At 61.4% G+C, this 26,397-nt stretch carries 25 protein-coding genes and 1 riboswitch; of the genes, 18 read left to right on the forward strand and 7 right to left on the reverse strand.

Going from position 1 to position 26,397, the window contains the following annotated elements; translation table 11 throughout:
* Positions 1–65 precede the first annotated feature (65 nt).
* From AKV04_RS06625 to AKV04_RS06635, 3 genes are all read left to right on the forward strand, one after another.
* Positions 66–965 carry a DMT family transporter gene (locus AKV04_RS06625; protein ID WP_054005667.1) on the forward strand — a complete coding sequence of 300 codons (900 nt, stop codon included), beginning with the start codon at positions 66–68 and terminating at the stop codon, positions 963–965.
* A gap of 4 nt (positions 966–969) precedes the next feature.
* Positions 970–1,584, forward strand: a complete 615-nt coding sequence (locus tag AKV04_RS06630) for an inner membrane-spanning protein YciB (protein ID WP_054005668.1) — start codon at positions 970–972, stop codon at positions 1,582–1,584.
* Positions 1,585–1,691: 107 nt separating this feature from the next.
* On the forward strand, positions 1,692–2,312 hold the full coding sequence (locus AKV04_RS06635; RefSeq protein ID WP_054005669.1) for a hypothetical protein: 621 nt from the start codon (positions 1,692–1,694) through the stop codon (positions 2,310–2,312).
* Here AKV04_RS06635 and AKV04_RS06640 read toward each other — a convergent pair.
* Together AKV04_RS06640 and AKV04_RS06645 are read right to left on the reverse strand one after the other, a co-directional pair.
* The gene (locus AKV04_RS06640) at positions 2,309–3,226 is read right to left on the reverse strand and encodes an alpha/beta fold hydrolase (RefSeq protein WP_054005670.1); all 918 of its coding nucleotides are present in this window, start codon (positions 3,224–3,226) and stop codon (positions 2,309–2,311) included. The two genes, AKV04_RS06635 and AKV04_RS06640, sit on opposite strands and share 4 nt — an antisense overlap.
* An 81-nt stretch (positions 3,227–3,307) precedes the next feature.
* Positions 3,308–4,030: a hypothetical protein gene (locus tag AKV04_RS06645; RefSeq protein WP_054005671.1), complete on the reverse strand. Its 723-nt coding sequence runs from the start codon at positions 4,028–4,030 to the stop codon at positions 3,308–3,310.
* A 111-nt stretch (positions 4,031–4,141) separates the two neighbouring features.
* A riboswitch (SAM riboswitch) is annotated at positions 4,142–4,218 on the forward strand.
* Between the two features lie 50 nt (positions 4,219–4,268).
* Between AKV04_RS06645 and metZ the strand changes: the two genes are divergently transcribed.
* The 3 genes from metZ (at position 4,269) to AKV04_RS26085 (ending at position 6,927) form a co-directional block, all read left to right on the forward strand.
* Positions 4,269–5,450 (forward strand): O-succinylhomoserine sulfhydrylase, encoded by a 1,182-nt coding sequence (gene metZ, locus AKV04_RS06650; protein WP_054005868.1) that lies wholly within the window; start codon positions 4,269–4,271, stop codon positions 5,448–5,450.
* A gap of 156 nt (positions 5,451–5,606) precedes the next feature.
* Complete coding sequence (gene folE2, locus AKV04_RS06655; RefSeq protein WP_054005672.1) at positions 5,607–6,713, forward strand: GTP cyclohydrolase FolE2; 1,107 nt, start codon at positions 5,607–5,609, stop codon at positions 6,711–6,713.
* A 10-nt stretch (positions 6,714–6,723) separates the two neighbouring features.
* Positions 6,724–6,927, forward strand: coding sequence for a hypothetical protein (locus AKV04_RS26085; RefSeq protein WP_156317405.1), 204 nt, complete (start codon positions 6,724–6,726; stop codon positions 6,925–6,927).
* 65 nt (positions 6,928–6,992) lie between these two features.
* On the opposite strand, the gene AKV04_RS06660 is transcribed toward AKV04_RS26085, so the two are convergent.
* Positions 6,993–8,732, reverse strand: a complete 1,740-nt coding sequence (locus AKV04_RS06660) for a serine protease (protein ID WP_054005673.1) — start codon at positions 8,730–8,732, stop codon at positions 6,993–6,995.
* 158 nt (positions 8,733–8,890) lie between these two features.
* Between AKV04_RS06660 and AKV04_RS06665 the strand changes: the two genes are divergently transcribed.
* From AKV04_RS06665 to glmM, 8 genes are all read left to right on the forward strand, one after another.
* The gene (locus AKV04_RS06665) at positions 8,891–9,829 is read left to right on the forward strand and encodes a glycine--tRNA ligase subunit alpha (protein WP_054005674.1); all 939 of its coding nucleotides are present in this window, start codon (positions 8,891–8,893) and stop codon (positions 9,827–9,829) included.
* Positions 9,826–10,329: a DUF6446 family protein gene (locus AKV04_RS06670; RefSeq protein WP_054005675.1), complete on the forward strand. Its 504-nt coding sequence runs from the start codon at positions 9,826–9,828 to the stop codon at positions 10,327–10,329. Before AKV04_RS06665 ends, AKV04_RS06670 begins: the two co-directional genes overlap by 4 nt.
* Positions 10,330–12,408: a glycine--tRNA ligase subunit beta gene (gene glyS / locus AKV04_RS06675; RefSeq protein ID WP_054005676.1), complete on the forward strand. Its 2,079-nt coding sequence runs from the start codon at positions 10,330–10,332 to the stop codon at positions 12,406–12,408. It begins immediately after the preceding gene.
* Between the two features lie 127 nt (positions 12,409–12,535).
* Complete coding sequence (locus tag AKV04_RS06680; protein WP_054005677.1) at positions 12,536–15,091, forward strand: putative PEP-binding protein; 2,556 nt, start codon at positions 12,536–12,538, stop codon at positions 15,089–15,091.
* Positions 15,092–15,275: 184 nt separating this feature from the next.
* Positions 15,276–15,989 (forward strand): cell wall hydrolase, encoded by a 714-nt coding sequence (locus AKV04_RS06685; RefSeq protein ID WP_054005678.1) that lies wholly within the window; start codon positions 15,276–15,278, stop codon positions 15,987–15,989.
* 117 nt (positions 15,990–16,106) lie between these two features.
* Positions 16,107–17,015, forward strand: coding sequence for a dihydroneopterin aldolase (locus AKV04_RS06690; protein ID WP_054005679.1), 909 nt, complete (start codon positions 16,107–16,109; stop codon positions 17,013–17,015).
* Between the two features lie 45 nt (positions 17,016–17,060).
* A complete protein-coding gene (gene folP, locus AKV04_RS06695) occupies positions 17,061–18,071 on the forward strand; it encodes a dihydropteroate synthase (protein WP_054005680.1) in 1,011 nt (336 codons plus the stop codon).
* Positions 18,068–19,411: a phosphoglucosamine mutase gene (gene glmM, locus AKV04_RS06700; RefSeq protein ID WP_054005681.1), complete on the forward strand. Its 1,344-nt coding sequence runs from the start codon at positions 18,068–18,070 to the stop codon at positions 19,409–19,411. The genes folP and glmM overlap by 4 nt, the downstream gene beginning before the upstream one ends.
* Positions 19,412–19,597: 186 nt before the next feature.
* On the opposite strand, the gene AKV04_RS06705 is transcribed toward glmM, so the two are convergent.
* Both AKV04_RS06705 and AKV04_RS06710 read right to left on the reverse strand, forming a co-directional pair.
* Positions 19,598–19,951 carry an antibiotic biosynthesis monooxygenase family protein gene (locus AKV04_RS06705; RefSeq protein ID WP_054005682.1) on the reverse strand — a complete coding sequence of 118 codons (354 nt, stop codon included), beginning with the start codon at positions 19,949–19,951 and terminating at the stop codon, positions 19,598–19,600.
* The gene (locus AKV04_RS06710; RefSeq protein ID WP_054005683.1) at positions 19,948–20,271 is read right to left on the reverse strand and encodes an NIPSNAP family protein; all 324 of its coding nucleotides are present in this window, start codon (positions 20,269–20,271) and stop codon (positions 19,948–19,950) included. The genes AKV04_RS06705 and AKV04_RS06710 overlap by 4 nt, the downstream gene beginning before the upstream one ends.
* Positions 20,272–20,337: 66 nt before the next feature.
* Here AKV04_RS06710 and AKV04_RS06715 point away from each other — a divergent pair, with 66 nt between their 5' ends.
* The gene (locus AKV04_RS06715) at positions 20,338–21,015 is read left to right on the forward strand and encodes an ArsR/SmtB family transcription factor (RefSeq protein WP_054005684.1); all 678 of its coding nucleotides are present in this window, start codon (positions 20,338–20,340) and stop codon (positions 21,013–21,015) included.
* A gap of 83 nt (positions 21,016–21,098) precedes the next feature.
* Here AKV04_RS06715 and ilvC read toward each other — a convergent pair whose 3' ends face one another.
* Complete coding sequence (ilvC, locus tag AKV04_RS06720) at positions 21,099–22,121, reverse strand: ketol-acid reductoisomerase (protein ID WP_054005685.1); 1,023 nt, start codon at positions 22,119–22,121, stop codon at positions 21,099–21,101.
* Positions 22,122–22,249: 128 nt separating this feature from the next.
* Here ilvC and AKV04_RS06725 point away from each other — a divergent pair, with 128 nt between their 5' ends.
* The 3 genes from AKV04_RS06725 (at position 22,250) to AKV04_RS06735 (ending at position 24,408) form a co-directional block, all read left to right on the forward strand.
* Positions 22,250–22,708 (forward strand): Lrp/AsnC family transcriptional regulator, encoded by a 459-nt coding sequence (locus AKV04_RS06725; protein WP_054005686.1) that lies wholly within the window; start codon positions 22,250–22,252, stop codon positions 22,706–22,708.
* Positions 22,705–23,163, forward strand: a complete 459-nt coding sequence (locus AKV04_RS06730) for an Lrp/AsnC family transcriptional regulator (RefSeq protein WP_054005687.1) — start codon at positions 22,705–22,707, stop codon at positions 23,161–23,163. Before AKV04_RS06725 ends, AKV04_RS06730 begins: the two co-directional genes overlap by 4 nt.
* Positions 23,164–23,286: 123 nt before the next feature.
* Positions 23,287–24,408 carry an aminotransferase class V-fold PLP-dependent enzyme gene (locus AKV04_RS06735; protein WP_054005688.1) on the forward strand — a complete coding sequence of 374 codons (1,122 nt, stop codon included), beginning with the start codon at positions 23,287–23,289 and terminating at the stop codon, positions 24,406–24,408.
* Positions 24,409–24,729: 321 nt separating this feature from the next.
* Here AKV04_RS06735 and tldD read toward each other — a convergent pair whose 3' ends face one another.
* Positions 24,730–26,163 (reverse strand): metalloprotease TldD, encoded by a 1,434-nt coding sequence (gene tldD, locus AKV04_RS06740; RefSeq protein WP_054005689.1) that lies wholly within the window; start codon positions 26,161–26,163, stop codon positions 24,730–24,732.
* Positions 26,164–26,397: the final 234 nt, after the last annotated feature.

Genomic DNA, 26,397 nt, shown 5'->3' on the forward strand with positions numbered 1-26,397 from the left:
CTGTGCTCAAATATCCCGGGGTCCGGGGCTGGCCCCGGCGGTTAACCCCAAGCGCAGCGTGAATAATGTCAAACTGGCTCGTCTCCATCGCAGGCACCCCCACCGGCCAGCACCTTGCCTTGGCCCTCGCCCTGCTAGCCGCCGTCCTGCACGCCCTTTTCGGCGCGCTGCAAAAGGGCAAGCACGACCCGTGGCTGTCGCGCGCCGTCATTGACCTGACCTATGGCGTGATCGCCGCCCCCTTCGCTTTGTTCGTCGTGCCGTGGCCCGAAGCGCATATGTGGGCGATCTTCGCCGGGGCCTTCGTGATCCACGCGATCTACAAACTGCTGCAAGCCATGACCTACGACCGTGGCGCCTATACCGTGGTCTATCCCGTCGTCCGCGGCACTGGCCCACTTTTCACCGTCATTGGCGCAGGGTTGGTCTTCGGTGAGCACTACCACCCGCTGCAATGGTTCGGCGTTTGCCTACTGGTCGCGGGCATCCTTGGCCTTGCCGTCTACAACCTGCGCCACCTCACCGCTGAACGTGATACCCTCGTCTCCGCCCTATGCTTCGCCGCAGCCACCGGGGCTTTCGTAGCGATCTACACCACCTATGACGCTTGGGGCATCCGCGCCACCGCCGACCCGTTCACCTTCCTCGCGTGGTTCTTCATGCTCGACGGCATCTTCATCCCCGCCCTGATGGCCCGCCGCATCGCCGCACTTACCAAAACCCAAGCCATCCCGCTGTTCAAACGCGGCCTGATCGGAGCCTTCGTCGCCTATTTCTCTTTTGGCTCGATCATGATCGCCACAAGGCTGGACCGCGTCGGAGAAGCCGCCGTCCTGCGCGAAACCTCCACCGTGTTTGCCGCTTTGATCGGCTGGTTGGTGCTGGGTGAAAAGGTCGGGCTTGTCCGCACTGGCCTGATGGCGCTGATTGCGCTAGGAGCGGTGGTGATGGAATGGGCGGGGTAAACCAATGGCCAACACGAAACTAAATCCAATGGTCAAGCTGGGCCTCGAACTTGGCCCGATCGTACTGTTCTTCGCGGGCTTCCGGTTTTTCAAAGACAAAACCTTCCACATCCTCGGCACCGATTATTCCGGCTTCATCCTGATGACGGCGATTTTCGTGGTGCTGATCATCGCCACCACCGCGATTCTGTGGAAACTCACGGGCACGCTGTCGAAAATGCAGCTGATGACGCTGATCTTGGTGATCGTCATGGGCGGCCTGTCGGTCTGGCTGAAGGATGAGCGTTTCATCAAAATGAAGCCAACCCTGCTCTATCTGGCCTTCGGCATCACCCTTGGCATCGGCCTTCTGCGCGGCGAATCTTATCTCAGGCTGGTGATGGAAGAAGCCCTTCCGCTGCAACCCGAGGGCTGGATGATCCTGACCCGCCGCCTCACCGCCTTCTTCTTCGCGCTTGCCTTGGCCAATGAAGTGATCTGGCGGATGTTCACCACCGACACTTGGGTGACCTTCAAAACCTTCGGCCTGACAGCCGCGCTGTTTCTGTTCTTCATCAGCCAAAGCGGCGTGCTCAGCCGCTATGCGGTGGAACCTGACGCCCCGACCGACAACAGCTGACGCGCTGTTTCCTCTGCTTGGTTAACCGCCGTAAACTCACCACAATCCAGCCCAACCCCGGCCCGATTGCGCCTTGACAACTGGCGCAGTCAACCGGGGGATGCAGGATGTTCGAAGCAACACTGGACAACGTCGCGCAGTTTTTCCGCAGCTTCCGCCGCACCACTCCGTTTCCGGTTGAAATCCTGCTGCCCGGCCTGTTGATCCTGTTCGCATGGCCGCTATTGCGGATTTGGCTGGACGACGCCAGCACCACATTCATGGTCGCTTTCGTGCTGGGCATGGGTCTGCGTCTGGCGATGAAATCCCGGCTGATGATCACCCGCACCCGCGCGCATGTCTCGGCCCCGGTCACCGTCGCGCTGATTCTGCTAGCAGGCCCCGGAGCCTTGGCCCTGCTGATCTGGTCCGCCGATCCGCTGCTCTGCCAGCGCTTCCTCAGTCTGTATTTCGCTTTCGCCGCAGCGCTTTACATCATCGACGTGGTGGACGGCTCTTATGCGATCAACCGCTTTCGCTGGCCACAACCGGAAATGCGCGGCACCGACGCGGTGATGACCCGGGTGATGGTGATCTATAACCTCGGCATGGTGTTGGCGAATGAGGCGTTGATCCATCATGCTTCACAAACCACATGGCTTTTGTACTTCGGTCTTCTGCCCTTGGTGTCCAACCTGATCCGCACTGCCTTGGTGCGCACAGTGCAGGAAGGCTACGCCTCGGCTTAAACCCTCTGCACGGGCCAAATCATCGGCCAGCGCCATCCCGCCAGCAACCGTGACCAACGTGGATCGCGCCGTTCGGGCAGCGCATTGCGCAACACCCCTAAAGCCAGTGAGCCGTCCAAAATCGCCCGATACAGGCCCAAAGCCCCCGGTCGCAGATACGGCGACCAATGGCTGATCCGCGCCGGAGCCTCGGGCAAAGCATGGCCCAACCGCGCCAATGCCGCCAAACTCGCGGGTTGATCCAACTGCAGATCCAGCCAATTCGCCGGAGTTTCCCGCAAGCCCTGCCCAATCGCGGTATCCAGACCCGCGCCCGCCAACCACTCAAACAGAAAATCAAACAGATCATTCTCGCGCGTGGTGACATTAACCACCTGCACACAGCGCCCCGCAGCCGAGCTCATCGCCCGCATCGCCGGACGTCGCGTCTCCGCCGCCGCCAGCAAAATCAACCGCCGCAGATCGCCCGCCTCGGCATAGGGCAGGGCGGCCAATGCCACCCTTGCCCCCAAGCTATGCCCCACCACATCAAACGTCCGCCCCGGATCAAGGCATTGCACCAAAGCCGCCAGTTCCGCCAAAGCCCGCCCCGCGCGCCTCGCCCGCACACAAGCGCCGCGAAACCGCCCCCGCGCGGGCCAGCCAAAGCCAATCGCCAAAGCCCGCCCGCCGCTTAAGCCCAGATGCCGTGGCCAGGAAATCGCCGTCCAATCCTGCACCGGCGGCTGCATCGAAAAGATATGCGTATGCGGGCAATTGCCGCCACGCGCGCCCGGCGCAAAGCGATAGCCGTGGATCATCACCACCACAGGTGCGCCCGCAGGCAAAGCCGCCAGCGCCGCCGCCAAAGCCGCCCGGTCCACCCGCAATCCCGCGCGGCCCACATCAACTCGGAACACCGCCTGATCCGGCATGACACAGCCCCCTCATGACGCCCGTAAGCTGCCACGAGGCTGCAACAAAGCCATGAACGCGGGGTTACAGCAGCGTAACGGCTACTTTTTCTTCCAAAACTCCATCAGATCAAATTGGAACATGATCGTGGTCGGCTTCGTCCCGCTTTGCAAAAACTGCGACTCCGCCTCAACCGTCAGCCCCGGCACCGGCAGCGGCACCGTCACCCCCGCGCCCTCATCCAGCAGCTTGATCTTGTAGCCGTCCAAACCCGGCACCGGCAGCCATTTGTCCTTGATCAGCCCGAAGGCCATCAACCGCGTATCGCGCACCGCCAAAATCGGCGCGATAAACGACCCTGCCACGATGACCGAACTGGTGACGATCAGCGCTTTCTCTCCGGTCGGAGCCGCCTTCCACTCGCCCTTAAAAATCCCCCATTGCCGCTTGGCCTCGTCCTGCACGATGCCGACCTGCTTTTGCACGATCTCCAGCTTGTAGACTGCATCCAACACGTCCTTGGCCTCGCCCGCGTGTGGGGTCGCAGGGCCGGGATTGGGCGTGCTCTGTGCAGCCGTCCCCGGCAGTGGCACCAACCAGGCCGCAGGCGTACCCGCCACCGGCCCCACCACCACCGGGCGCAGCGTTGACAACTGCAACATCGGTGCCAGCAGCTCCCATTTCGGCGCCAGCATCGCCTCCATCCAGGCCCGCGCCGCCATCTTCGCCTCAATCTCGGCGATCATCGCTTGGGTTTCGGGCGAAAGCGTCAGCTTGCCCGTCATTAAATTCAGCGGCTTAGGCTGATAGCCATATCCAGACATCGGAATCACCTCGTGGAAAAATTTGCGATAATCCGGTTAGCCTACGCCCTTTTCACCGCAATGCGCGCAAATTCTGCCGCTCACCGTTGACCTCGCCGTGGCGACAGGCTATCCAACCCGCGTGGTGCTTTATTCCGAATTGCGGGCCACGTTAAACATTCCGCTAAAGAGGGTCCGGGTCAGCAGCCCCGAAGCCCTTTGGTTTCGGGGTTTTTCTTTGAACCGGAGGGTCTTCGCCATGACCAAAGACTGGAAAACGCGCACCAAACTGGTGCATGAGGGATCTCGCCGCAGCCAATATGGCGAGATGGCCGAGGCGATCTACCTCACCCAAGGCTTCGTCTACCCCACCGCCGAATCCGCCGAGGAACGCTTTATCAAAGCCGGTGAAGACGAATTCATCTACGCCCGCTACGGCAACCCGACCACCCGGATGTTTGAAGAACGCATCGCGGCGCTGGAAGGCACCGAAGACGCCTTTGCCACCGCATCGGGCATGGCCGCGGTCAACGGCGCTTTGACCGCCATGCTGCGGGCGGGCGATCATGTGGTGTCGTCGAAAGCCCTGTTCGGCTCCTGCCTCTATATCCTCGAAGAAGTCCTCACCCGCTACGGCGTCAAGGTCACCTTTGTCGATGGTGCAGACCTGAGCCAATGGCGCGCCGCCTGCACCCCCGCCACCAAAGCGGTGTTCTTTGAGAGCATGTCGAACCCCACCCTAGAACTCGTCGACATCACCGAAGTCTCAAAAATCGCCCATGCCGTCGGCGCTTTGGTGATCGTCGATAACGTCTTCGCCACCCCGGTCTTCTCACGCGCGGTCGAGCAAGGTGCCGATGTGGTGGTCTATTCCACCACCAAACACATCGACGGCCAAGGCCGGGCTTTGGGCGGCGTGATCTGTGGCACCAAAGACTTCATCCGCAAGGTGGCAGAGCCTTACCTGAAGCACACCGGGGCTGCGATGAGTCCGTTCACCGCGTGGATCATGCTGAACGGCATGACCACTTTGGATCTGCGCTGCCGTGCAATGGCGGACTCTGCGCTAAAAATCGCCGAAGTGCTGTCCACCGATGACCGCATCTCCAAGGTGATCTTCCCGGCGCTCACCTCGCATCCGCAACACGCATTGGCGATGGCACAGATGGGCTCGGGCGGCACTTTGGTGACCTTCGATATCAAAGGTGGCAAAGAAGCCGCGTTCAAGTTCTGCAACGCTTTAGAAATCATCAAGATTTCCAATAACTTGGGCGATGCCAAATCCATCGCCACCCATCCCGCCACCACCACCCACCAGCGCCTGCCACAACCGCAAAAAGACGCTTTGGGAATCACGCCGGGGCTGATCAGGCTCTCGGTCGGGCTTGAGGATGTCGATGATCTGATCAGCGATCTGCAAACCGCGCTGAGCGCGATCTGACCGAAACGGCGGGGCGCGCAGCCCCGCCGAACCAGGCAAATCCGGCATTGTTGTTAATCCAATGTCGCCTTTCGCGCGTATTGCTTCGGACAGGCTTGGGAAATTGGGAAAAATCCCCTATATCCTGACTCTGCGACCAATTTGGGGAGCGCTGCCATGAACATTCACATGATCGGCCTTGAAGAAAAATCAGGCCTTGATCAACGCCCCGGCCGAGCCGAGGCCGAAGCCGCTTTGGCGACCCTGCGCGCTTGGGCGCAGCGGGCCTCTGATGCCGAAATCGCAGGCCTTGCGCCGGGTGCAGGCGCACTTGTGGGTGAAACCTATCCAGTGCTGTCGCGCGAATATCCCGCCGATTTCGTGGTGTCCGACACCTATAAAGACTCGATGCCCGATCTGCAAAATGGCCCCGCCAGCCTGATTGTCGGCGCGAAACAGGTGATCCAGCACGTCGGGATTTCCAACTTCCGCCTGCCGATCCGCTACCGCACCCGTGATAACGGCCCGCTGACGCTGGAAACTTCGGTGACCGGCACCGTGTCGCTGGAAGCCGAGAAAAAAGGCATCAACATGAGCCGCATCATGCGCTCGTTCTATGCCCATTCCGAGCGTGATTTCTCCTATCAGGTGATCGAACACGCGCTGGAAGATTATCTGAAAGATCTGGGCAGCTTCGATGCACGCATCCAGATGCGTTTCTCCTTCCCGGTGAAAGTTGAGTCCCTGCGGTCGGGCCTGTCCGGCTGGCAGTATTACGACATCGCGCTGGAGTTGGTCGATAAAGCAGGGGTGCGCAAACGCCTGATGCACCTTGATTTCGTCTATTCCTCTACCTGCCCATGCAGCTTGGAGTTGTCTGAACACGCCCGCCAAACCCGTGGGCAAATGGCGACGCCGCACTCGCAACGCTCTGTCGCGCGCATCTCGGTGGAACTGACCGGCGACAAGTGTCTCTGGTTTGAAGACCTGATCGACCTCGCCCGCTCTGCCGTGCCGACTGAGACGCAAGTGATGGTGAAACGCGAAGACGAGCAGGCCTTTGCCGAGTTGAACGCCGCCAACCCGATTTTCGTCGAAGACGCCGCGCGCAGCTTCTGCCAAGCGTTGCAGCAAGACAGCCGCATCGGCGATTTCCGCATTGTGGCAAGCCATCAGGAAAGCCTGCACAGCCACGACGCCGTGTCGGTGCTGACCGAGGGCGCGACCTTTGCCGCCGACAGCCTGGACCCCAAACTGTTCGCGAGTCTTTATCACGTTGGGTAAGGAACGGTGCGTGAAACACGCACCCTACGAAACCAAAAGCGATGCCGCAAACTGGAAAGCCCGGTTTGCGGCATCGGCGTTTTCAAAGCTGAGTATTTCTCAAAGAGCAACTCAAGAACCGTCGCGCTTAGGTCATCCTCTGCGTAAAAACATCCCCGCCGGAGGCATCTACAGCGTCACAAACACTCAGGTGCAAAAGTTAAAATTCTGCTAATGCCCACCCCGTAACCCATTGAAAATACATGCGCGCAGCCCCTGTCCCCGCGTGGACCACGCCCATCATTCCCAGCAAGACACCAGAACCGTCATCCCCAGCCCCGCCGCATTCAAAGCGTCAGGTGTGGCCAAATCCGTCGAAGTGGCCGGGCTCACAACCACCCCCGCTGCCGTCAAAGCCTGCCCAATCACCCCGGCTTGCGCGGCAAAAGCCACCCCATCGGGCAGCAGTTTCGCCCCCTTCACCGCAGGCGGCAACAGCATCCCCAGCACCGCCCCGGTGCCGTCCAAAACCGGCCCACCCGCATCACCGGGCAGCACAGGGACGGCCAGTCGAGACAATCCCGCCTCGCCATTCAGCCCCTTTTCTTCCTCCAGCGTGCCGAAGGTCAGCACCGGGGCAGGCAGCTTATCCTCATAAGAATACCCCGCCACCGCGATCTCCGACCCCAACCGAACCGCCCCACTCGCAAATCGCGCGAAAGCCTGCGGGGCCAGCGGCGTGATCGGCCGCAGGATTGCCACCCCCGTGGCCTGATCCTGCGCCACCACCCGCGCATCGGTCGCGTGATCAATCGTCACGCGGCCACATTGCGCGACGGCCTCAGTGGTCGTCACGACTGTTCCCGCCGCATCGACAAAGAACCCCGAGCGCGACAGTTTCGGCAGCTTCACTTCCATGCCCGCCAGCAACCCCGACCGGGTCGCTTCATCCATCGGCACCAAGCCGGGGTCCAAGGCCTTATCGCCCACGCCCCGGAAGCTGGCTTTCAACGCGGGCAAAATTCGGCTCATCCGCTCCGCATCGGCTGGATTCCACACCACCAGATAGCCCTTCACCATGCCATTCTTGACCTCGGCATAGGCAAAGCTTTGCACGCTGTTCGATGCCGCATTGATGGTGAAGCTTTTCTCCGACTTGCTGCGCTCGCCCTCGGCAGGCACCACCTCCAAGGTTTGCAGAATATCATACAGCCCCGACAGGCTGTCCTGATTGCCCGGTTCGGAAATCAGGATCACCTTCAACCCGGAACCCGCCTTCTCATTGTAATGCACGAACGGCGGCTCGTAATGGTCGAACTGCACCAAGGCCATCGGCAGGGTAATCTCAATCCCCGCCTCCGGCTCCGACACTGAAGCAAAGCCAAACTCCGCTTGATCCGCCTGATAATTCGCCACCAAAGCCGTGCGCTGCTTGGTCGTCAGCACCCCGGTCGCCTCAAAGCCATTCGCCTCTTGCCACGCCGCCATCGAATTGCGGGTGCCGGGGCCAAACGCGCCGTCGATGCCGCCCTCGTAGAAGCCATACCAAGTCATCGCGGTTTGCAAGGCCTTGCGGCCTTCGGCATCCAACGCCGCCTCCGAAGTCTTCGCCTCACGCACGGTTTCTTCGGCGGGCATCACCTCGACCACCGGGGCCACCGTATCCAGCGCCGGATCAACCACCACCGGATCTGCCGGGGCCAGCCCCGCAATCGCCCCCACTGGCCAGAATTGCTGACGATGCGTGCCGCCGTCCGTTACAAAGCTGTCGCGTGGGATCGCGCCGTCGCTGCGCAGATCAGCCAGAGCGCCCGCAGCGGCTTCCGGCGCATAGGGCCCCAGTACGATCGCATACCAGCCTGACGAAATCTGGTATCCCGCCACATTCGGAAACTCGGCGGCATAGTCGCGTGCACGCGCCTCTGCCTCGGTCAAACTGGGCTGGGCTTCAACCTGCACCCAAGCTTGCTGTTGCGCCAAAGCCATCGGGCTGAACCCAAGCACCGCCAGCAGCGCCAGCAAAACCATCCGAAGTCTCATAGAACCGTCCAATCTTCTTCTATCGCAAAGCTTACACATTTCGGCGAACCTAGCAGAGCACCCCGTAGATGCACGCGGTTTCCACCCTCAACACACGCCTTGCATTGACCCTTGGCTGCCTCTTGCCTATGGAGTGGCAACATTTCAAGAGGTCCGTCATGGCTGATGCCCCCAAAGCCCCCCGCAGCTTTCAGGAAATCATCCTGCGCTTGCAGAATTATTGGGCAGCGCAGGGCTGCGCGGTGCTGCAACCCTACGACATGGAGGTCGGCGCTGGCACCTTCCACCCGGCCACTACCCTGCGTTCATTGGGTTCAAAGCCTTGGGCCGCTGCTTATGTGCAACCCTCGCGCCGCCCAACTGACGGTCGGTATGGCGAGAACCCGAACCGCCTGCAGCACTATTATCAATATCAGGTGATCATCAAACCTTCGCCGCCCGATCTGCAAGACCTTTACCTTGGGTCACTCAAAGCCATCGGCATTGATGCGTCTTTACACGACATCCGCTTTGTCGAGGATGATTGGGAATCCCCCACCCTCGGCGCTTGGGGCTTGGGCTGGGAGATTTGGTGCGACGGCATGGAAGTGTCGCAGTTCACCTATTTCCAGCAGGTCGGCGGCCATGATTGCCGCCCCGTTTCCGGCGAACTGACCTACGGACTTGAACGTCTCGCGATGTATGTTCTCGGCGTCGATCACGTCATGGACATGCCGTTCAACGACTCACAATCACCGATCCCGCTGACCTATGGCGATATCTTCCGCCAGACCGAGGAAGAATACTCCCGCCACAACTTCGACGGCGCCGATACCGCGCAACTGCTGCGGCATTTTGAGGATGCCGAGGCCGAATGCCAGCGCCTGCTGGACTTCCCGCCGCTCGATCCGAAATCCGGCAAGACCATCATCATGGCCCACCCGGCCTATGACCAGACCATCAAGGCCAGCCATCTGTTCAACCTGCTCGACGCGCGCGGCGTGATTTCCGTCACCGAGCGCCAAGCCTATATCGGCCGCGTCCGCGCGCTGGCGAAGAAATGCGCCGACGCCTTCCGGCTGACTCCGGCAGGCCAAGATGCAGAGGTTGCACTGTGAATGGAAAATACGTCGCAGGTTTCATCGTGATCACCGCCGCCATCGCAGGCATCGCCATGTATTGGAAGCTGCAAGAGAGCACCCACTACACCCCGGCGAGCTTCCAGAAGGGTGCCGAGATCGAACTTACCCTGATCGAATCCGGGCAACCCGAGCCCATCCTTGTCGATCAGATCGAAGGCATCACGGCGGAAGCCTCGCCCTTGGGCTACCGCGCCTGTTTCCACACACCACTGTCGCAAGCCATGCTGACCGAAACCTATAAGGTCTACGAAAAGCCCACCCCGCTGATCGCGCCGTCATGGTTTGGCTGCTTTGACGCCGATGCGATTGGTGAGGCGCTGGAAAAGGGCGATGCCATTGCCTTTCTGTCTAAGGCCAATGTGAGCCCGGTCGATCCCGCCAAGCCAGCGGCCCCCGAAATCGACCGCGTTGTCGCGGTTTTCCCCGATGGCCGCGCCTATGCGTGGCACCAGCTTTCTCCTGTAGCGGAGCAATAAATGTCCGACCTGCTGATCGAACTCTTCTCCGAGGAAATCCCCGCCCGGATGCAAGCCCGCGCCCGTGACGATCTGAAATCCATCATGACCAATGGCTTGGTCGAGGCTGGCCTGACCTACGCCTCGGCAGGCGCGTTTTCCACGCCGCGCCGTCTGGTGCTGTCGATCGAAGGGCTTTCCGCCGAAAGCAAACCCGTCCGTGAAGAACGCAAGGGGCCGAGCGCCAGCGCGCCTCCGGCCGCGATTGAAGGTTTTTTGCGCTCCACTGGCCTGACGCTGGATCAGTTGGAACGCCGTGCCGACAAGAAGGGCGAAACGCTTTACGCCGTGGTCGAAAAGCCCGGTCGCGCCGCCAGCGTGATCATCGCGGAGGTGCTGGAAAACACCATCCGCACGTTCCCATGGCCAAAATCCATGCGCTGGGGGTCCGGCAACCTGCGCTGGGTCCGCCCGCTGCATTCCATCCTCTGCCTGCTGTCGGACGACTCCGGCGGCGAAGTCGTCGCCCTGAACATCGACGGTATCCAATCCGGCAATACCACCGCAGGCCACCGCTTCCTCGCGCCCGCCCGCTTCCCCGTCACTGGCTTTGACGACTATGTGGTGAAGCTAAAACGCGCCCATGTCGTGCTGGATTCCGCCGAACGCGAAGCCGAGATCTGGCAAGGCGCGCAAAACCTCGCCTTTGCCGCAGGCATGGAAGTGGTTGAAGACAAAGGCCTTCTGGCTGAGGTCGCGGGCCTTGTCGAATGGCCCGTCCCGCTGATGGGCCGGATTGCCGAGACGTTCCTGACCCTGCCGCCCGAGGTTTTACAGACCTCGATGAAGGAGCACCAGAAGTTTTTCTCGGTCCGCAACCCGAAAACGGGCCGCATCGAAGGCTTCATCACCGTCGCCAATACCGAAACCGCCGACCACGGTGAGACGATTCTGAAGGGCAACCAAAAGGTGCTTTCCGCCCGCCTGTCGGATGCGAAATTCTTCTGGGAAAACGATCTGCGCATGGCGAAAGCCGGGATGCAGGAATGGCTGGACGGTCTGAAATCCGTCACCTTCCACAACGAACTTGGCTCGCAAATGGATCGTATTGCGAGAATCGAAGGTTTGGTTGGACATCTTGCCGACAAGGTCGGTGCCGATCTCGTTCAAGCGTTGCGTGCCGCGCGATTGGCAAAAGCGGATTTACGGTCATCAATGGTTGGTGAGTTCCCAGAATTGCAGGGTTTGATGGGGATGTACTACGCTCAAGCTGCCGGCGAGACGGAATCCGTCGCGCAAGCGATCAAAGAGCACTATTCGCCGCTGGGCCCGACAGATGATGTGCCGGGTGCTCCAGTTTCGATTGCCGTAGCGCTGTCAGATAAGTTGGATGTTCTGACTGGTTTCTGGAAGATTGACCAGAAGCCGACCGGTTCAAAAGACCCTTATGCCCTGCGCCGCGCGGCTTTGGGGGTGATGCGCCTGATCCTGATCAATTCGATCCGCACCTCTCTGGTCATGCACTTTCGGCAAGGGTTGGCGATGCACGCTGCTGTCGATACTGTAACGCCTGCATTGGACCTCCTCGCCTTCTTCCACGACCGCCTCAAAGTCTTCCTGAAAGACCAAGGCATCCGCCATGACGTGATCGACGCTTGCCTTGCCATGCCCGGCAATGACGACCTCACCCTGCTGGTCAAACGCGCCGATGCGCTCGCGGCCTTCCTGAAAACCGAAGACGGCCCGAACCTGCTGCAAGGCTTCAAACGCGCCAACACCATCCTGTCCCAAGCCGAGGTCAAAGACGGCGTAGAATACTCCTACGGGGCCGATCCAAAATTCGCCGAAACCGATGAAGAACGCGCCCTTTTTGCCGCCCTCGACCAAGCCGAAGCCCAGATCACCCCCGCCATGCGCCGCGAAGATTTCGCCGGCGCCATGGCCGCGATGGCAAGCCTGCGCGCGCCAATCGACGCCTTCTTCACCGCCGTTCAGGTCAATTCGGACAATCCGATCATCCGCCGCAACCGCCTGAACCTGCTGCACCGCATCCGCGCCATCTGCTCGGGCGTGGCTGACCTGACCAAAATCGACGGCTAACGCTTTCATCTTGGCATAAATATCCTTGGGGGTGTGGGGGCTAGCCCCCACCCTTCACACATCGCCCAATAAGCTTGCACCACGCCGCACCAAGTGTATCCTGCGCCCGCAAAGTAAAGGTGCCGCAGTGCAGAAAATCGCCGAGTTCGCAGAGATCACCCCCAGTGCCGATATCCGCACCGCAGCCCACGGGTGGCGCGCAAAATGCCTGCAACGGCTGGTCAGGCTTGAACTTCCCGTGCCAGAAACAGTGGCTCTGCCCGCCCAAACCGTGCGCGCGATTGCGGCGGGCCATCCGGTGGACGTCAAAGCGATCCTGACGCATTTTGGCGCGATGCCGTTGATTTCCGTGCGGCCTTCGCCGGAGAATCCCGATTGGGGTGGCCCCGGCACTGTGCTGAATATCGGCATGAACGCCGCCCAGCATGACCGCTTGGTGGAAACCAATGGCCGTGAAGCCGCCGACGCGCTCTACCTGCGGTTTGTGCAAGCCTATGCCACCCATGTCGCCCGCCTCGACCCCGATATGTTCGATTCCGGCAAGCCCAACGCGGATAGCCTCCGCGATGCTTTGCGGCACTATGAGCGAGAAATGGAAGAACCTTTCCCGGAAGATCCCGCCCAGCAACTGTCGGAAGTGCTGCGTTCGATGGCCCGCGCATGGGAAGGCACCTCCGCCCGCTTGCTACGTCAAGCCAAGGGTGCGCCAGTTGAAGCCGCTTTGGGCCTTGTGGTGCAAGAAATGGCGCAGGGGATAGGGCAGGGGATTTCCGGCTCGGGTGTGATGCAATTCATTGATCCTGTTACAGGATTGGCTTTGGTGAAGGGCCGCTATCTGGGACAATCTCAAGGCCGCGATGCGCTGAAAAAGACCGAAGCGATCTACCTCACCCGTGACAAACGCGGGCCGTCTTTGGAAGACATTGCGCCCGAGATTTTCGCCGATCTGATCCGCCACGGCGCGGTCTGTCGGCAAAAATTGCGTGAAGAAATGCAGATCGAGTTTACCATCGAGGATGGCAAGCTCTCGGTCCTCGACGCGATCAAAGTACAACGCTCGGCCCGCGCGGGGCTGAAAATCGCGGTGGCTTTGGCCGATGACGGTGTGATCAGCCGCGAGGAAGCCGTGCTGCGGGTGGAACCCCGCGCGCTGTCTGAACTGCTGCACCCGCAAGTCGATATGCGCGCCGCCCGCGACGTGTTCGCCAAGGGCATCGCCGCAAGTCCCGGCGCGGCTGTGGGGCGTATCGTGTTCTCATCCCAAGCCGCGCAAGCCTCGGCGGCGCGCGGCGAGCCCTGCATCATGGTGCGCCGCGAAACCGCGCCTGAGGATATTCGTGGCATGCACGCGGCGGTTGGCGTCGTCACCGAACGCGGTGGCGTGACCTCTCATGCCGCCGTGATCGCGCGCGGTTTGGGCGTGCCTTGCGTGGTGGGCGCGTCCGGTCTGCGTTTGGACCCCAAGGAAAAACGCCTTGTCGCCGCCGATGGTCGCATCTTCAGCGAAGGCGATCTGATCACCGTCGATGGCACTACGGGTGACGTGCTGGCGGGCGCTGCCGAGATGCTTGCTCCCGCGCTGGACGATGCCTTCCGCAAGCTCTTGGGATGGGCCGACAGCTTCCGAGATATTGGCATCCGCGCCAATGCCGACACCCCCGCCGATGCCATTACCGCGCGGCAGTTCGAAGCGCAGGGCATTGGCCTCTGTCGCACCGAGCATATGTTCTTCGAGGAAGACCGGCTTGTGGTGATGCGCGAGATGATCTTCGCCGACACCTCGAAAGACCGCGCCGCTGCCCTTGCCCGCCTGCTACCGATGCAGCGCGCCGATTTTGTGCAACTGTTCGAGATCATGGCGGGCCTGCCGGTTTGCATCCGGCTGTTCGACCCGCCGTTGCACGAATTCCTGCCGCACTCGCGTGAAGGCTTGCGCGAATTGGCCGAGGCGCTGGACAAGCCCTTGTCCGATGTGGTCCGCCGCGCCGAGGCTTTGGCCGAGTTCAACCCGATGCTAGGGATGCGTGGCGTCCGCTTGGGCGTGGTGCTGCCGGAAATCTACGCCATGCAGGCGCAGGCGATTTTTGAAGCCAGCGTCGTGCTGGCCCGTAAAGGCACGCCCGTGGTGCCGGAAATCATGATCCCGCTGGTCTCAGCCCGGCGCGAGGTGGAACTGGTCAAGACCCATATCGACGCGGTGGCTGCCTCAGTTCGGGTGAAATCTGGCGTGGCGTTTGCCTTCAAACTTGGCGTCATGGTGGAAACCCCGCGCGCCGCTTTGCGCGCCGGAGAGATCGCGCAGCACGCCGATTTCCTGTCGTTCGGCACCAATGACCTTACGCAGATGACCTATGGCCTGTCGCGCGACGACGCGGGCCGCTTCATGAGCACCTATGTTCAGCAGGGGGTTTTCCCTGAAGATCCGTTCCACATTTTGGATGTCGATGGCGTCGGAGAACTGCTGTTGATTGGCTGTGAACGCGGGCGCGCGACGCGGCCAGACCTGACGGTTTCGATCTGCGGCGAGCATGGTGGTAACCCCGAATCGATTGGGTTTTGCCGCAAGGCGGGCTTCGACTATGTGTCTTGCAGCCCCTACCGCGTGCCTTTGGCGCGTCTGGCGGCGGCACATCTGGCATTGGCTGATCGTGTGGATTCCCAGAAAACCACCACAATATCATGAATTTGCAAGTCGAAGTGAATGTAACGCTTTAAGAGTTTGCGCGGAAATCCGCTCAAATGTACGGAAATCCCGTGGTAATTTTGCCACGCGGGTAGACCGATGCAGATTCGTTCTCTAGGCCAGTTCCTCGTCGCTTGAGGCTGCTCTCATCCGGCGTTGCTGAAACAGACCGGGATACTGATATATGCGCTTCCACCAAGCCTGGACGAGTGCCGCTGCGGCGCTTTGCGTCCTCAGCGGGGCGGCCTTTGCCGATGTGACGGTAAGCCATTCCAACGACCCCACCTTGCTGATGGGCTCGCAAATGGCGTCCTTGTTTGGGGCGGAACACAAGGCGTTCGATGCGCTGCCAGAGGGCAAACTGACAGCGATGGCGGTGGGGCCGAAAGCGGTCGTCCCCGAGGCGCAGAAGCCCGTCAAGGCGGCGAAGGCTGACAAGAAGACCGAACTGCAAAACCCGGTTCTGATCAGCTACACTGCCGATTGGCTGATGGCGCAACCCGCGCCTATCGGCGACGCGCAATGGCAATGTCTGAAAACCGCGATCTACTTCGAGAGCCGTGGCGAAACCCTGCAAGGTCAGTTCGCGGTGGCCGAAGTCGTGCTGAACCGTGTCGACAGCCCGCGCTATCCCAAAACCATCTGCGGCGTCGTGCAGCAGCGCGGCAGTGGGTCTTGCGCGTTTTCCTATTCCTGCGATGGCAACAAAGACGTGATGACCGAACCCGGTCCCGCCGATGTGGCTGGCCGCATCGCCCGCGTAATGCTGGATGGTGCCCCGCGTCAGCTGACCGCTGGGGCCACCTATTTCCACACCCGCGCCGTCAGCCCGTCGTGGTCGCGCCAGTTTGCTCGCACCGCCGCCATCGGCTCGCATCTGTTTTATCGCCAGCCGTAAGCTGGACTTCACCGATCCATAAGTCGCGCCCCTTGCGCTTCCTGTCGGGTTCGGACTAGGCGCTGTGCGGGGTAGGCTATAGCTTGCCCTGAACGCGTTTCGCCTTTCGGGGGTCCCATGACCAGCGACATTGACCAAGCCTTCGCCCACCCAGAGGAGCGTTCCATCGCCTCGGCCACCGCCGATCCGCGTGATCGCATCAGCCTGCGCGATCATATCGTCGAGGTGGATATTGGTGCGTTTCAGAAAGAACGTGGCCACACCCAGCGTGTGCTGTTCAACATCGTGGTCGAGGTCCGTCCGGCGGTGGAGCCGCTGAACGACGACGTTGATCTGATCTTGTCCTATGACACGCTGACCGAAGCGATTGCGGCGGAACTCGCCGCCGAACGTCTGAATCTGCTGGAAACCCTCGCCGAACGCCTTGCCGAACGCATCCTCGCCGAGCCGCAAGCGATGCGCGTCTTCGTGCGGATCGAAAAGCTGGATGTCGGCCCCTATAAACTGGGTGTGGAAATCGTGCGCAGCCGCGCCGAGACCGCCGTCAAGGTGATGGGGCAGGATGGCGAAGAAGCCGCCGTGCATCCGTTGGTGGTTTTCCTCGACAATGCCGCGATCATGGCCGCCGATCTGGAAACCCGCCTTGATCATTGGCAAGCCCAAGGTCGCCCGGTGATCCTGACGGTTGGACTGCCCGACATGGCGCGCCCGCAGACCGGTCATAAACCAACCCAGCGCCGCGTGGACTTGCTGGCCATCGAGCAAAACGCTTGGGTGCTCGCCGCCCGCGATCCGCGCTGTGTGGTGATGGCGACACGCACAGAAATCGACTGGGCGATCAAGCGCGGGCAGATGGTGGTGTGGGCACCGTCGAAACTGGTGTTGGATGCCGTCGATGGCCCGCACAGCCGCGAGCCGGTGGCGCTGGCACTGTGGCTGGCGGAATTGATGGCGGCGGATCGTTTGGTGGTTCACGGCGATGTTGCACTTCCGGCGGGAAGCCGCGTGCGGGTGGAACAGGCCTGAAGCTTCCCCCTTGCGACACAAGGTTCAGAGTTTTACCACAGGGTCATGACCTATATCCGCCCTATCCCGATGACCGACCCCGCCCGCCCCGCTGACGCTTTGCCGATTGCAGGCGGTTGGTGCTGGTTTTCGCATGTTGAAGTGATCGACCGGGACGCGCTGCCAATGCTGGTGCCGGTGTCGGATCTGGATGATGAGACCCGGCGCAGGCTTTCCGCCAAGCGCCCCGATTTCGGCGGCTTGTCGATGGACCGCCCGCGTATCATGGGCATCCTTAACGTCACTCCCGACAGTTTCTCTGATGGCGGGTTGTTCCTGCGCCCGGAAGCGGCGCTGATGCAGGCGCGCAAGATGGCGGCAGGGGCGGATATTCTCGACATCGGCGGCGAAAGCACCCGCCCCGGCGCAGTTGAAGTTTTGGCCGATGAAGAAACTGCCCGCACGGCTCCCGTCATTGCGGCGTTGCGCGACGGTGGCCTTGATGTGGCAATCTCTATCGACACCCGTAAGGCATCGGTTGCCAAGGCGGCTTTCGCGGCTGGGGCGACGATCCTGAACGATGTAACGGCCCTGCAATTCGATCCTGCGATGGCGGCGGTTGCGGCGGCCTCGGGCCGCCCGGTGATCCTGATGCACTCCATCGCCACGCCGGACAGGATGCAAATTGACCCGCATTATGACGATGTGCTGCTGGACGTGTACGACGCCCTCGCCGCCCGTCTGGCAGAGGCTGAAGCGGCAGGTTTCCCGCGTGATAAGCTGGCGATTGACCCCGGCATCGGCTTTGGCAAAACCCTGCAGCATAACCTGACCCTGCTGTCGCGGCTGTCGCTGTTTCACAATCTGGGCGTCCCGGTCTTGCTGGGGGCCTCGCGCAAACGTTTCATCGGCACGATCAGCGACGAGGCCGATGCGCAAAAACGCCTGCCCGGCAGTCTGGCCGTGGCCCTCGCCGGGGTGGCGCAGGGGATGCAGATGATCCGCGTGCATGATGTGGCCGAAACCCGGCAGGCGCTATCCCTATGGCAAGCCGCAACAACAGGAGTCGCGCAATGACCCGCAAACTTTTCGGCACCGACGGCGTGCGTGGCACCGCCAACAGCTATCCGATGACCGCCGAGATGGCGTTGAAATTGGGGGCCGCAGCCGGGCGGTTCTTTCGCCGCGATGGCAGCACCGCGCATCGGGTGGTGATCGGCAAGGATACGCGGCTGTCGGGCTATATGCTGGAGAATGCTTTGACGGCGGGCTTGACCAGCACGGGCATGAACGTGCTGCTGCTTGGCCCAGTGCCGACGCCAGCGGTGGGGTTCCTGACCCGTTCGATGCGGGCCGATCTGGGGGTGATGATCTCTGCCTCGCACAACCCGCACCACGACAACGGCATCAAATTCTTCGGCCCGGATGGCTTCAAGCTGTCCGATGCCGCCGAGATCGAGATTGAGGCGATGGTCGAGGCCGATATCGCACTCGCCCCGCCCGAGGATATCGGCCGCGCCAAGCGGATCGACGACGCGGTCGGGCGCTATCAGGAATTCGTCAAGACCACCTTTCCGGGCGGTCTGCGGTTGGACGGCCTGAAAGTGGTGATCGACTGCGCCAACGGCGCCGCCTACAAAGCCGCCCCCGAGGTGCTGTGGGAATTGGGGGCGGAGGTGATCCCGGTGGGGGTCAGCCCGAACGGCAAGAACATCAACCAGCGTTGCGGCTCCACCTATACCCAGACCGCCGCCGAGGCCGTTGTGGCGCATGGCGCGCATGTCGGCATCAGCTTGGATGGCGATGCTGACCGGGTGATGATTTTGGATGAAACAGGCAGGGTCGCCGACGGCGATCAGATCATGGCGCTGCTGGCGGGGCGCTGGGCGGATGAGGGGCGGTTGCAGGGCGGCACTCTGGTTGCCACCGTGATGTCCAATCTGGGGCTGGAGCGGTTCATGACCGGACGCGGCCTGCGGTTGGAGCGGACCTCCGTTGGGGACCGGTATGTGGTTGAGGCGATGCGGCGCGGCGGGTTCAACCTCGGCGGTGAGCAGTCGGGGCATATCGTGATGACCGATTATGCGACGACTGGCGATGGCTTGATCGCGGGCTTGCAGTTTTTGGCCGAGATGGCGCGGTCGGGGTTGGCGGCCAGCGCATTGGTGCGGCAGTTCGAAACCGTGCCGCAGATGTTGAAAAATGTCCGCTATGCGCCGGGGTTGGAGCCTTTGAAGGCAGCGGGCGTCAAGGCGGTGATTGCGGCGAAGGAAGCCGAGATCAAGGGCAAGGGGCGGATTTTGATCCGCAAATCCGGTACCGAACCGCTGATCCGGGTGATGGCGGAATGTGAGGACGAGGCGATGCTGCGCTGCGTGGTCGATGAGATTGTCAGCGCGGTTCAGGCTGCGGTGTAAGGGTGGTCCCGAGTTGGGACCGTTTGTAAAATATAGTAATATCAATCGCTTGATGATCTGCGTTAACTCCATCTTCATCAGTGTTAATCCGATCTTAGAGCGGTTTGCGTTTATCTTGGATCACAATTCGCGCCAAGGCCTGCGCGAATTGTGCTGCTCCTTGCGCCAGATAAAACCCAAACCGCTTTAAACATTCGGCTCATGCAAGATGCGTGAATCTGTTGGCGCCTCGATGCGGTTCATCAAGCCGTAGTCGCGCTGCACTTCGGCCACGCGCAGGCGGTAATCGGCGAAGATGCCAGCGCGGCCCTCGGTTTGGGATTGGCGATGTTGCGGCAGGGCGCGCCAACGGGCGACGGCGGCTTCATCGGTGAAGAACGACAGCGACAGCAGTTTGTCGGGGATTGTCAGGCTGCGAAACCGCTCGACACTGAGAAACCCCGGATCAGCCTGCAACAGCGGGCGCAACAGCGCGGCATGGGCGAGGTAATCTGCCTCGCGGCCCTCGGCCAGTTCCACCTCGAAGATCACCGCGATCATGCTGCAGCGCCATGTGGGGTGGAAACGCAGCGCAGAAAGGTGCGGTTTTCGCGCAGCAGGAATTTCTCGGATTGGGCAAATTCATAGTTGGCGCGGCCCAACGGATCGTCGGCCAGTCGTGCCCGATAGGCCTCATAAGCGGCCAGCGAAGGTATGTTGTAGATACCATAGGCGAGGGTCGATGAGCCTTCGTGCGGCGCGTAGTAACCGATCAGATCGGCACCGCAGCGCGGAATGGCTTGACCCCAGTTGCGGGCATATTCGGCGAACTGCGGCTTCTTGGTCGGGTCGATATGGTAGCGGATGATACAGGTGAGCATTGTGGTCTCCTTCTGCTCATGTTCTAGCCTATTGACGCACGCGAATGCTTCGGCCAAAATCAAACCATGAAAGAAGGTCCAGACATATCCCGCATCGCGGCGCTGATCGGCGATCCCGGCCGCGCCAATATCCTGACTGCTTTGATGGCGGGCAAGGCGTTGACGGCGAGTGAATTGGCGGAGGAGGCCGGGGTCAGCCTGCCCACCGCCTCGGGCCATTTGGCGAAACTGGCTGACGGCGGGCTGATCGCGGGCGACAAGCAGGGGCGGCACCGCTATTTTCGGCTGGCTGGACCAGAGGCGGCGCAACTGCTGGAGGCGCTGATGGGCTTTGCCTCTGGCCAAGGGTTGCTGCGGTTGCGCACCGGGCCGAAGGATCAGGCTTTGCGCGAGGCACGGGTGTGCTACAACCATCTGGCCGGGCGGCGCGGGGTGCAGATGTTTGATTTCCTGCGCACATCCGGCTTTGTGACCGAGGGCGAGACAGTGGCGCTGACCGCAGCGGGCGCTGCATTTGTTGCTGGGTTTGGCGTTGATCTGGCGCGCTTGCAACTGGGACGGGGGGCTGTCTGCCTGTGCTGTCTGGATTGGTCAGAACGTCGCAGCCATCTGGCGGGCAGCTTGGGGCGGGCCCTGCTTGCAGCAATGGAGTCGAAAAGCTGGCTGAAGCGCGAGCCTGCGGGCCGCGCGGTGGTGTTTAATCCGGCGGGGGTGGAGGGGTTTGAGGCGGTATTTGGGGTTTAGCGCTGCGCTGTAAACGCAAAAGGCCGAAGCAATGCTCCGGCCTTTGTCATTATCGTAGGGTGGGGTTCTACCCCGTCGCCCGATCAGTTCCGTGCGCGGTCGACCATCTTGCCTTTGGAAATCCACGGCATCATGTCGCGCAGTTTTTTGCCGACCAGTTCGATCTGGTGCTCGTCGTTGGAACGACGCGACGCTTTGATCGTCGGCTGGCCAACAGCGTTCTCCAGCATGAAGTCGCGGACGAATTTGCCGGATTGGATGTCGGACAGCACGGCTTTCATGCGGGCCTTGGTCTCATCATACGGCAGGATGCGCGGGCCGGAGACGTATTGGCCGTATTCGGCGGTGTTGCTGATCGAGTAGTCCATGTTGGCGATGCCGCCTTCATAGATTAGGTCGACGATCAGTTTCACTTCGTGCAAGCATTCGAAATAGGCCATTTCCGGCTCGTAGCCAGCTTCGACCAGGGTTTCAAAGCCCATACGGATCAGTTCAACCAAACCACCGCAGAGAACGGCTTGTTCGCCGAACAGGTCGGTTTCGCATTCTTGGCGGAAGTTGGTCTCGATGATGCCGGAACGACCGCCACCGATGCCCGAGCAATAGGACAGGCCCAGCTCCATCGCCTTGCCGGTTGCGTCGGTGTGGACAGCCACGAGGCACGGCACGCCGCCGCCTTTGGTGTATTCGCCGCGCACGGTGTGGCCGGGGCCTTTGGGGGCCATCATGATGATGTCGACGCCCTTTTTCGGCTCGATCAGGCCGAAATGGATGTTCAAGCCGTGGGCGAAAGCAATAGCCGCACCTTCACGGATGTTGTCGTGGACGTATTTCTTGTAGGTTTCGGCCTGCAATTCGTCGGGCATGGTGAACATGATCAGATCGGCCCAAGCGGCGGCTTCTGCGATGCCCATGACCTTCAGGCCTTCGCCTTCGGCTTTTTTGGCGGAAGGCGAGCCTTCGCGGAGTGCCACGACAAGGTTCTTCGCACCCGAATCGCGCAGGTTCAGCGCATGGGCATGGCCTTGGCTGCCGTAGCCGAGGATGGCGACTTTTTTGTCCTTGATGATGTTCACATCGCAGTCACGGTCGTAATAAACGCGCATTTGGGCGCTCCTTCTTGGTTGATGGGGCGGAGCATAGGGATTTTTGCGGTGTTTCGCGTGCATTGTTTGACTAATTTTGCAGTTTAGTGGATGGATCATGCGTCATATCTTGAATTGGTGATGAAATCATGCAGCTTGACGAGGCCGACCGCAGGATTTTGCGTCATCACCTGAGCGAGCCTACGTTAACGCGCAGCGCGTTGGCAGATCGGGCCGGGGTGACGCAGGCCACCTTGTCGCGCCGGCTGGAACGGTTGGCTTTGGCGGGCGTGATCGGGGTTGCGCAGGCGCGGATTGACTGGCGCAAGCTGGGCTATGAGGTGGAGGTTTCGCTGCGGTTTACGCTGGATAAGACCAATCCACGCGCGTTTGACGAGTTTATCGCGGCCGCGCGCGAGGTGCCGGAGGTGGTGGCGATTGAGACATTTCTGGGCCGGGTCGATGTGCGGCTGAACGTGATCGCGCGGGATATGGCGCAGTATCAGGCGGTGTATCGGCAGCGGATTCTGGCTTTGCCGCATATCGCCGAGGTCGATGCGCTGATGCTGATTGCGACGATTAAAGATAGCGAGGGGTTGCCGCTGTGATCGACCTTGATGACTTGGACCGGGCGATTTTGCGTGCTTTGGCGTTGGATGCCGGGGTGTCGGCGGGTGAATTGGGCCGACGATTGGGGCTGTCACAGCCAGCGACGTGGCGACGGGTGAAGCGGCTGGAGGCGGCGGGGGTGATCGCAGGCGCGCGGGTGGATGCCGACCGCGCGGCTTTGGGCTTTGGCGTGACGGTGTTTCTGGGGGTGAAGCTGGCGACCAAGGGACGGGTATCCTTGGAAGATTTTGAGCGGGCGGTGATGGCGATCCCTGAAGTGCAGGTGGTGCAGCATGTGCTGGGCCTGTTCGATTACCGATTGCGGGTGGTGGCGCGGGACATTGCGGATTTTGAGCGGGTTTTGCGCCGTAGGATCATGACTCTGCCGGGGGTGGGGCAGGTCGAGGCGAATGTGTTGTTGACCGAGGAGCGCAGGCCGGGGCCGTTGGGGTAGCGCATTGTCGCGATTTTCAGCAAACTGCCTTCGGTCAAAAGCGAAAGAATGCTGTCGGTTTTCATACCGCTTTGGCGGAAATTGGCGCTAGATTGCGCTTAAAGCTTTGCAAGGAGTGCCGCGATGAAACTGCCACATGCTCATGTCGACCCGGATGGTTTGGAAGAATTCTCGGTGGTGTTCACCGACCGCAGTCTGAACCACATGTCGGCGAAGTTTCAGGGCGTGATGCGCGAGGTTTCGGGGCTATTGCGCGAGGTCTATAACGGGACGGCGGTGGCTCTGGTGCCGGGCGGCGGCACCTATGCGATGGAGTCGGTGGCGCGGCAGTTCGGGCAGGGCTCTGCTTTGATCGTGCGGAATGGCTGGTTTTCGTATCGCTGGAGTCAGATTTTTGAGGCGGGTGGGTTTTCGGAGCCGACGGTGGTGATGGCGCGGGCCTCGGGGAATGGGGCGCAGGCGGCTTTTGCACCGCCGCCGGTGGAGGAGGTCTGTGCGAAGATCCGCGAGACGAAGCCCGATGCGGTATTTGCGCCGCATGTCGAGACCTCTTCGGGGATCATTCTGCCGGATGATTATATCGCTGCCATGGCGGCGGCGGCGCATGAGGTGGGGGCGCTGATGGTGCTGGATTGCATCGCCTCGGGCTGCGTTTGGGTGGATATGGAAGCGACTGGCGTGGATGTGTTGATTTCCGCGCCGCAGAAGGGGTGGTCGGCTTCGCCTGCCGTGGGGATTGTGGTGATGAGCGCGCTTGCGGAGGCTCGGCTGGCGGAGACCAACTCGAACAGTTTTGCGCTGGATTTGAAGAAGTGGCGGTCGATCATGGCGGCTTATGAGGGCGGTGGCCACGCCTATCATGCCACGATGCCGACGGATGCCATCGTTGGGTTTCGCGATGCGATGCTGGAAACGCGGGAGATGGGGTTTGCGGAGGCCAAGGTGGCCCAGTGGGAATTGGGGAGCGCTGTGCGGGCGATGTTGGCCGAGAAGGGCGTGGCTTCGGTGGCAGCGGCGGGATTTCAGGCTCCGGGTGTGGTGGTGAGTTTCACCGAGGATCCGGCGGTGCAGAACGGATCAAAATTCCGGGCTTTGGGGATGCAGATTGCCGCCGGGGTGCCGTTGCAGGTGGGGGAGGGGGCTGAGTTCCGCACCTTCCGGCTGGGGTTGTTTGGGCTGGATAAACTAGCGGACGTGGCGGCGACGGTGGCGCGGTTGCGGCGCGGGGTGGACGCGGTTTTGTGAGTGTCCACGCGTGGACAGGGGTGGGGTTTGTTATGAATCAAGGAGTTAATGGGGGAGCGTTAACGCTTTGGTAAGTATTCGACTGCCACGGCGCCGATTTTCGGGAAGGCCGAAAATCGTGGTCTTGTGGTGCGGGTCTGCGGGGTTCTGGACCGTTGTTTCGGATGCGGCGGCGGGAGTGCTCCGCACGGGAGTATTTCGAAAAGAGCAAATCCGGGGGTGGTGCCCAAGTGGACAGGCCGCGTGCTGCGGCCTGCTGGATGTGTGGAGCGCTTGGGCCGGGCCACGATTTTCGCGTTGAAAATCGTCCTGGAGGCCGCCTCAGGTTTGCGAGCCGCCGATTGTCAGGCCGCCGATCAGCAGGGTGGGTTGGCCGACGCCGACAGGCACCCATTGGCCGGCTTTGCCGCAGTTGCCGATGCCGGGATCTAAAGCCAGATCGTTGCCGATGGCGCGGATTTGCCTCAAAGCGGTGGCACCATCGCCGATCAGGGTGGCACCTTTCACCGCTTCGCCGATCACGCCGTTGCGGACGCGGTAGGCTTCGGTGCAACTGAACACGAATTTACCGTTGGTGATGTCGACTTGGCCGCCGCCGAAGCCGACAGCGTAGATGCCGTCTTTGAGCGACGCGACGATGCCTGCGGGGTCGTCTTTGCCCGACAGCATATAGGTGTTGGTCATCCGGGGCATAGGGATATGGGCGTAGCTTTCGCGGCGTCCGTTTCCGGTGGCGGCAACCCCCATCAGGCGGGCGTTTTGGCGATCTTGCATGAAGCCGACCAAGCGGCCGTCTTCGATCAGGGTGTTTTTCTGCGATGGAGTGCCTTCGTCATCGACAGAAATGGAGCCGCGACGGTTGGGGATGGTGCCGTCATCCAGCACCGTCACACCGGGGGCTGCGATCATTTGGCCCATCAGGCCTGCGAACGCAGAGGTTTTCTTGCGGTTGAAATCGCCTTCAAGGCCATGGCCGATGGCTTCGTGCAGCAGGATACCGGGCCAGCCGGGGCCGAGGACCACGTCCATCATGCCAGCGGGGGCGGGGACGGCATCGAGGTTCACAAGCGCAATACGCAGGGCTTCTTTCAGCATCGGCTGCCAGTGGCTGGGTTCCATCAGGCCTGCGAGGCCGTAGCGGCCACCGCCGCCGGTGCCGCCTTGCTCGCGTTTGCCGTTGGATTCGATGATCACCGAGACATTCATCCGGGCCATTGGGCGCACATCGGTATAGCGCAGGCCTTCGGGGCGCAGGATTTCGACCTCTTGCAGGCCTGCGGCGATGGTGGCGGAGACTTGCACGACGCGGGGATCAAGCGCGCGGGCGTAGGCGTCGATCTCTTTCAGCAGGTCGATTTTCACGGCGAAAACGGCATCGGCCATGGGGTCGGCGTCGCTGTAGAGTTTGATGTTGGTGTGTTTGGGGGCATCTGCCAAGGTGCCGCCACCATCGCCGACTGCGAGGCGGGCGGTTTCAGCGGCGCGTTTCAGAGCATGTTCCGAGATTTCGGTGGAATGAGCGTAGCCTGCGACTTCGCCGCGCACGGCGCGCAGCCCAAAACCTTCGGAGGCGTCGTAGCTGGCGTTCTTGATACGGCCATCGTCGAGCACGATGGCTTCCGAGCGGCGGCGTTCGAAGAACAATTCTCCGTCGTCCGCCCCGGCAGTGGCGGCGCGTAGGGTGGCAAGGGCGGTGGCCTCGTCCAGATGGGACTCGAACGGGCGGAATGGGGCGTCGGTGGATGCGGTGGACATCAGGACAGGGCCTTTCAGGGCGCGATTTGGCCCGGTTGAAACGAACTTAGGCGGCGGGCGGGGGCATCGCAAGGCGGGGTTTGGGGTTTTCGTAGCGCGCCCCGCGCGGATGGCCAGCGCCAAGCCGTGGGATTTTTGCTTTGATCTTGGTCAACTGGCGCGGTTTTGCCGCAGCTTACTCTTGTCGGGAAGCGGCTAATATGGTTTCACAGGCCAGAGATAACGGGATTCTGC

This window comes from Cypionkella psychrotolerans, from assembly GCF_001294535.1.
In the GTDB taxonomy this organism is placed as follows: domain Bacteria; phylum Pseudomonadota; class Alphaproteobacteria; order Rhodobacterales; family Rhodobacteraceae; genus Cypionkella; species Cypionkella psychrotolerans.

What these genes read in the sequence shown, in the direction of transcription:
- AKV04_RS06625 (WP_054005667.1), top strand. Translation starts at nt 66, where the DNA reads ATGTCAAACTGGCTCGTCTCCATCGCAGGCACCCCCACCGGCCAGCAC.
- AKV04_RS06705 (WP_054005682.1), bottom strand. Translation starts at nt 19,951, where the DNA reads ATGATCGCGGTGATCTTCGAGGTGGAACTGGCCGAGGGCCGCGAGGCA.
- glmM (WP_054005681.1), top strand. Translation starts at nt 18,068, where the DNA reads ATGACCCGCAAACTTTTCGGCACCGACGGCGTGCGTGGCACCGCCAAC.
- folP (WP_054005680.1), top strand. Translation starts at nt 17,061, where the DNA reads ATGACCTATATCCGCCCTATCCCGATGACCGACCCCGCCCGCCCCGCT.
- AKV04_RS06635 (WP_054005669.1), top strand. Translation starts at nt 1,692, where the DNA reads ATGTTCGAAGCAACACTGGACAACGTCGCGCAGTTTTTCCGCAGCTTC.
- metZ (WP_054005868.1), top strand. Translation starts at nt 4,269, where the DNA reads ATGACCAAAGACTGGAAAACGCGCACCAAACTGGTGCATGAGGGATCT.
- AKV04_RS06710 (WP_054005683.1), bottom strand. Translation starts at nt 20,271, where the DNA reads ATGCTCACCTGTATCATCCGCTACCATATCGACCCGACCAAGAAGCCG.
- AKV04_RS06715 (WP_054005684.1), top strand. Translation starts at nt 20,338, where the DNA reads ATGAAAGAAGGTCCAGACATATCCCGCATCGCGGCGCTGATCGGCGAT.
- AKV04_RS06640 (WP_054005670.1), bottom strand. Translation starts at nt 3,226, where the DNA reads ATGCCGGATCAGGCGGTGTTCCGAGTTGATGTGGGCCGCGCGGGATTG.
- tldD (WP_054005689.1), bottom strand. Translation starts at nt 26,163, where the DNA reads ATGTCCACCGCATCCACCGACGCCCCATTCCGCCCGTTCGAGTCCCAT.
- AKV04_RS06685 (WP_054005678.1), top strand. Translation starts at nt 15,276, where the DNA reads ATGCGCTTCCACCAAGCCTGGACGAGTGCCGCTGCGGCGCTTTGCGTC.
- AKV04_RS06660 (WP_054005673.1), bottom strand. Translation starts at nt 8,732, where the DNA reads ATGAGACTTCGGATGGTTTTGCTGGCGCTGCTGGCGGTGCTTGGGTTC.
- AKV04_RS06645 (WP_054005671.1), bottom strand. Translation starts at nt 4,030, where the DNA reads ATGTCTGGATATGGCTATCAGCCTAAGCCGCTGAATTTAATGACGGGC.
- AKV04_RS06725 (WP_054005686.1), top strand. Translation starts at nt 22,250, where the DNA reads ATGCAGCTTGACGAGGCCGACCGCAGGATTTTGCGTCATCACCTGAGC.
- folE2 (WP_054005672.1), top strand. Translation starts at nt 5,607, where the DNA reads ATGAACATTCACATGATCGGCCTTGAAGAAAAATCAGGCCTTGATCAA.
- AKV04_RS06690 (WP_054005679.1), top strand. Translation starts at nt 16,107, where the DNA reads ATGACCAGCGACATTGACCAAGCCTTCGCCCACCCAGAGGAGCGTTCC.
- ilvC (WP_054005685.1), bottom strand. Translation starts at nt 22,121, where the DNA reads ATGCGCGTTTATTACGACCGTGACTGCGATGTGAACATCATCAAGGAC.
- AKV04_RS06630 (WP_054005668.1), top strand. Translation starts at nt 970, where the DNA reads ATGGCCAACACGAAACTAAATCCAATGGTCAAGCTGGGCCTCGAACTT.
- AKV04_RS06665 (WP_054005674.1), top strand. Translation starts at nt 8,891, where the DNA reads ATGGCTGATGCCCCCAAAGCCCCCCGCAGCTTTCAGGAAATCATCCTG.
- AKV04_RS06735 (WP_054005688.1), top strand. Translation starts at nt 23,287, where the DNA reads ATGAAACTGCCACATGCTCATGTCGACCCGGATGGTTTGGAAGAATTC.
- glyS (WP_054005676.1), top strand. Translation starts at nt 10,330, where the DNA reads ATGTCCGACCTGCTGATCGAACTCTTCTCCGAGGAAATCCCCGCCCGG.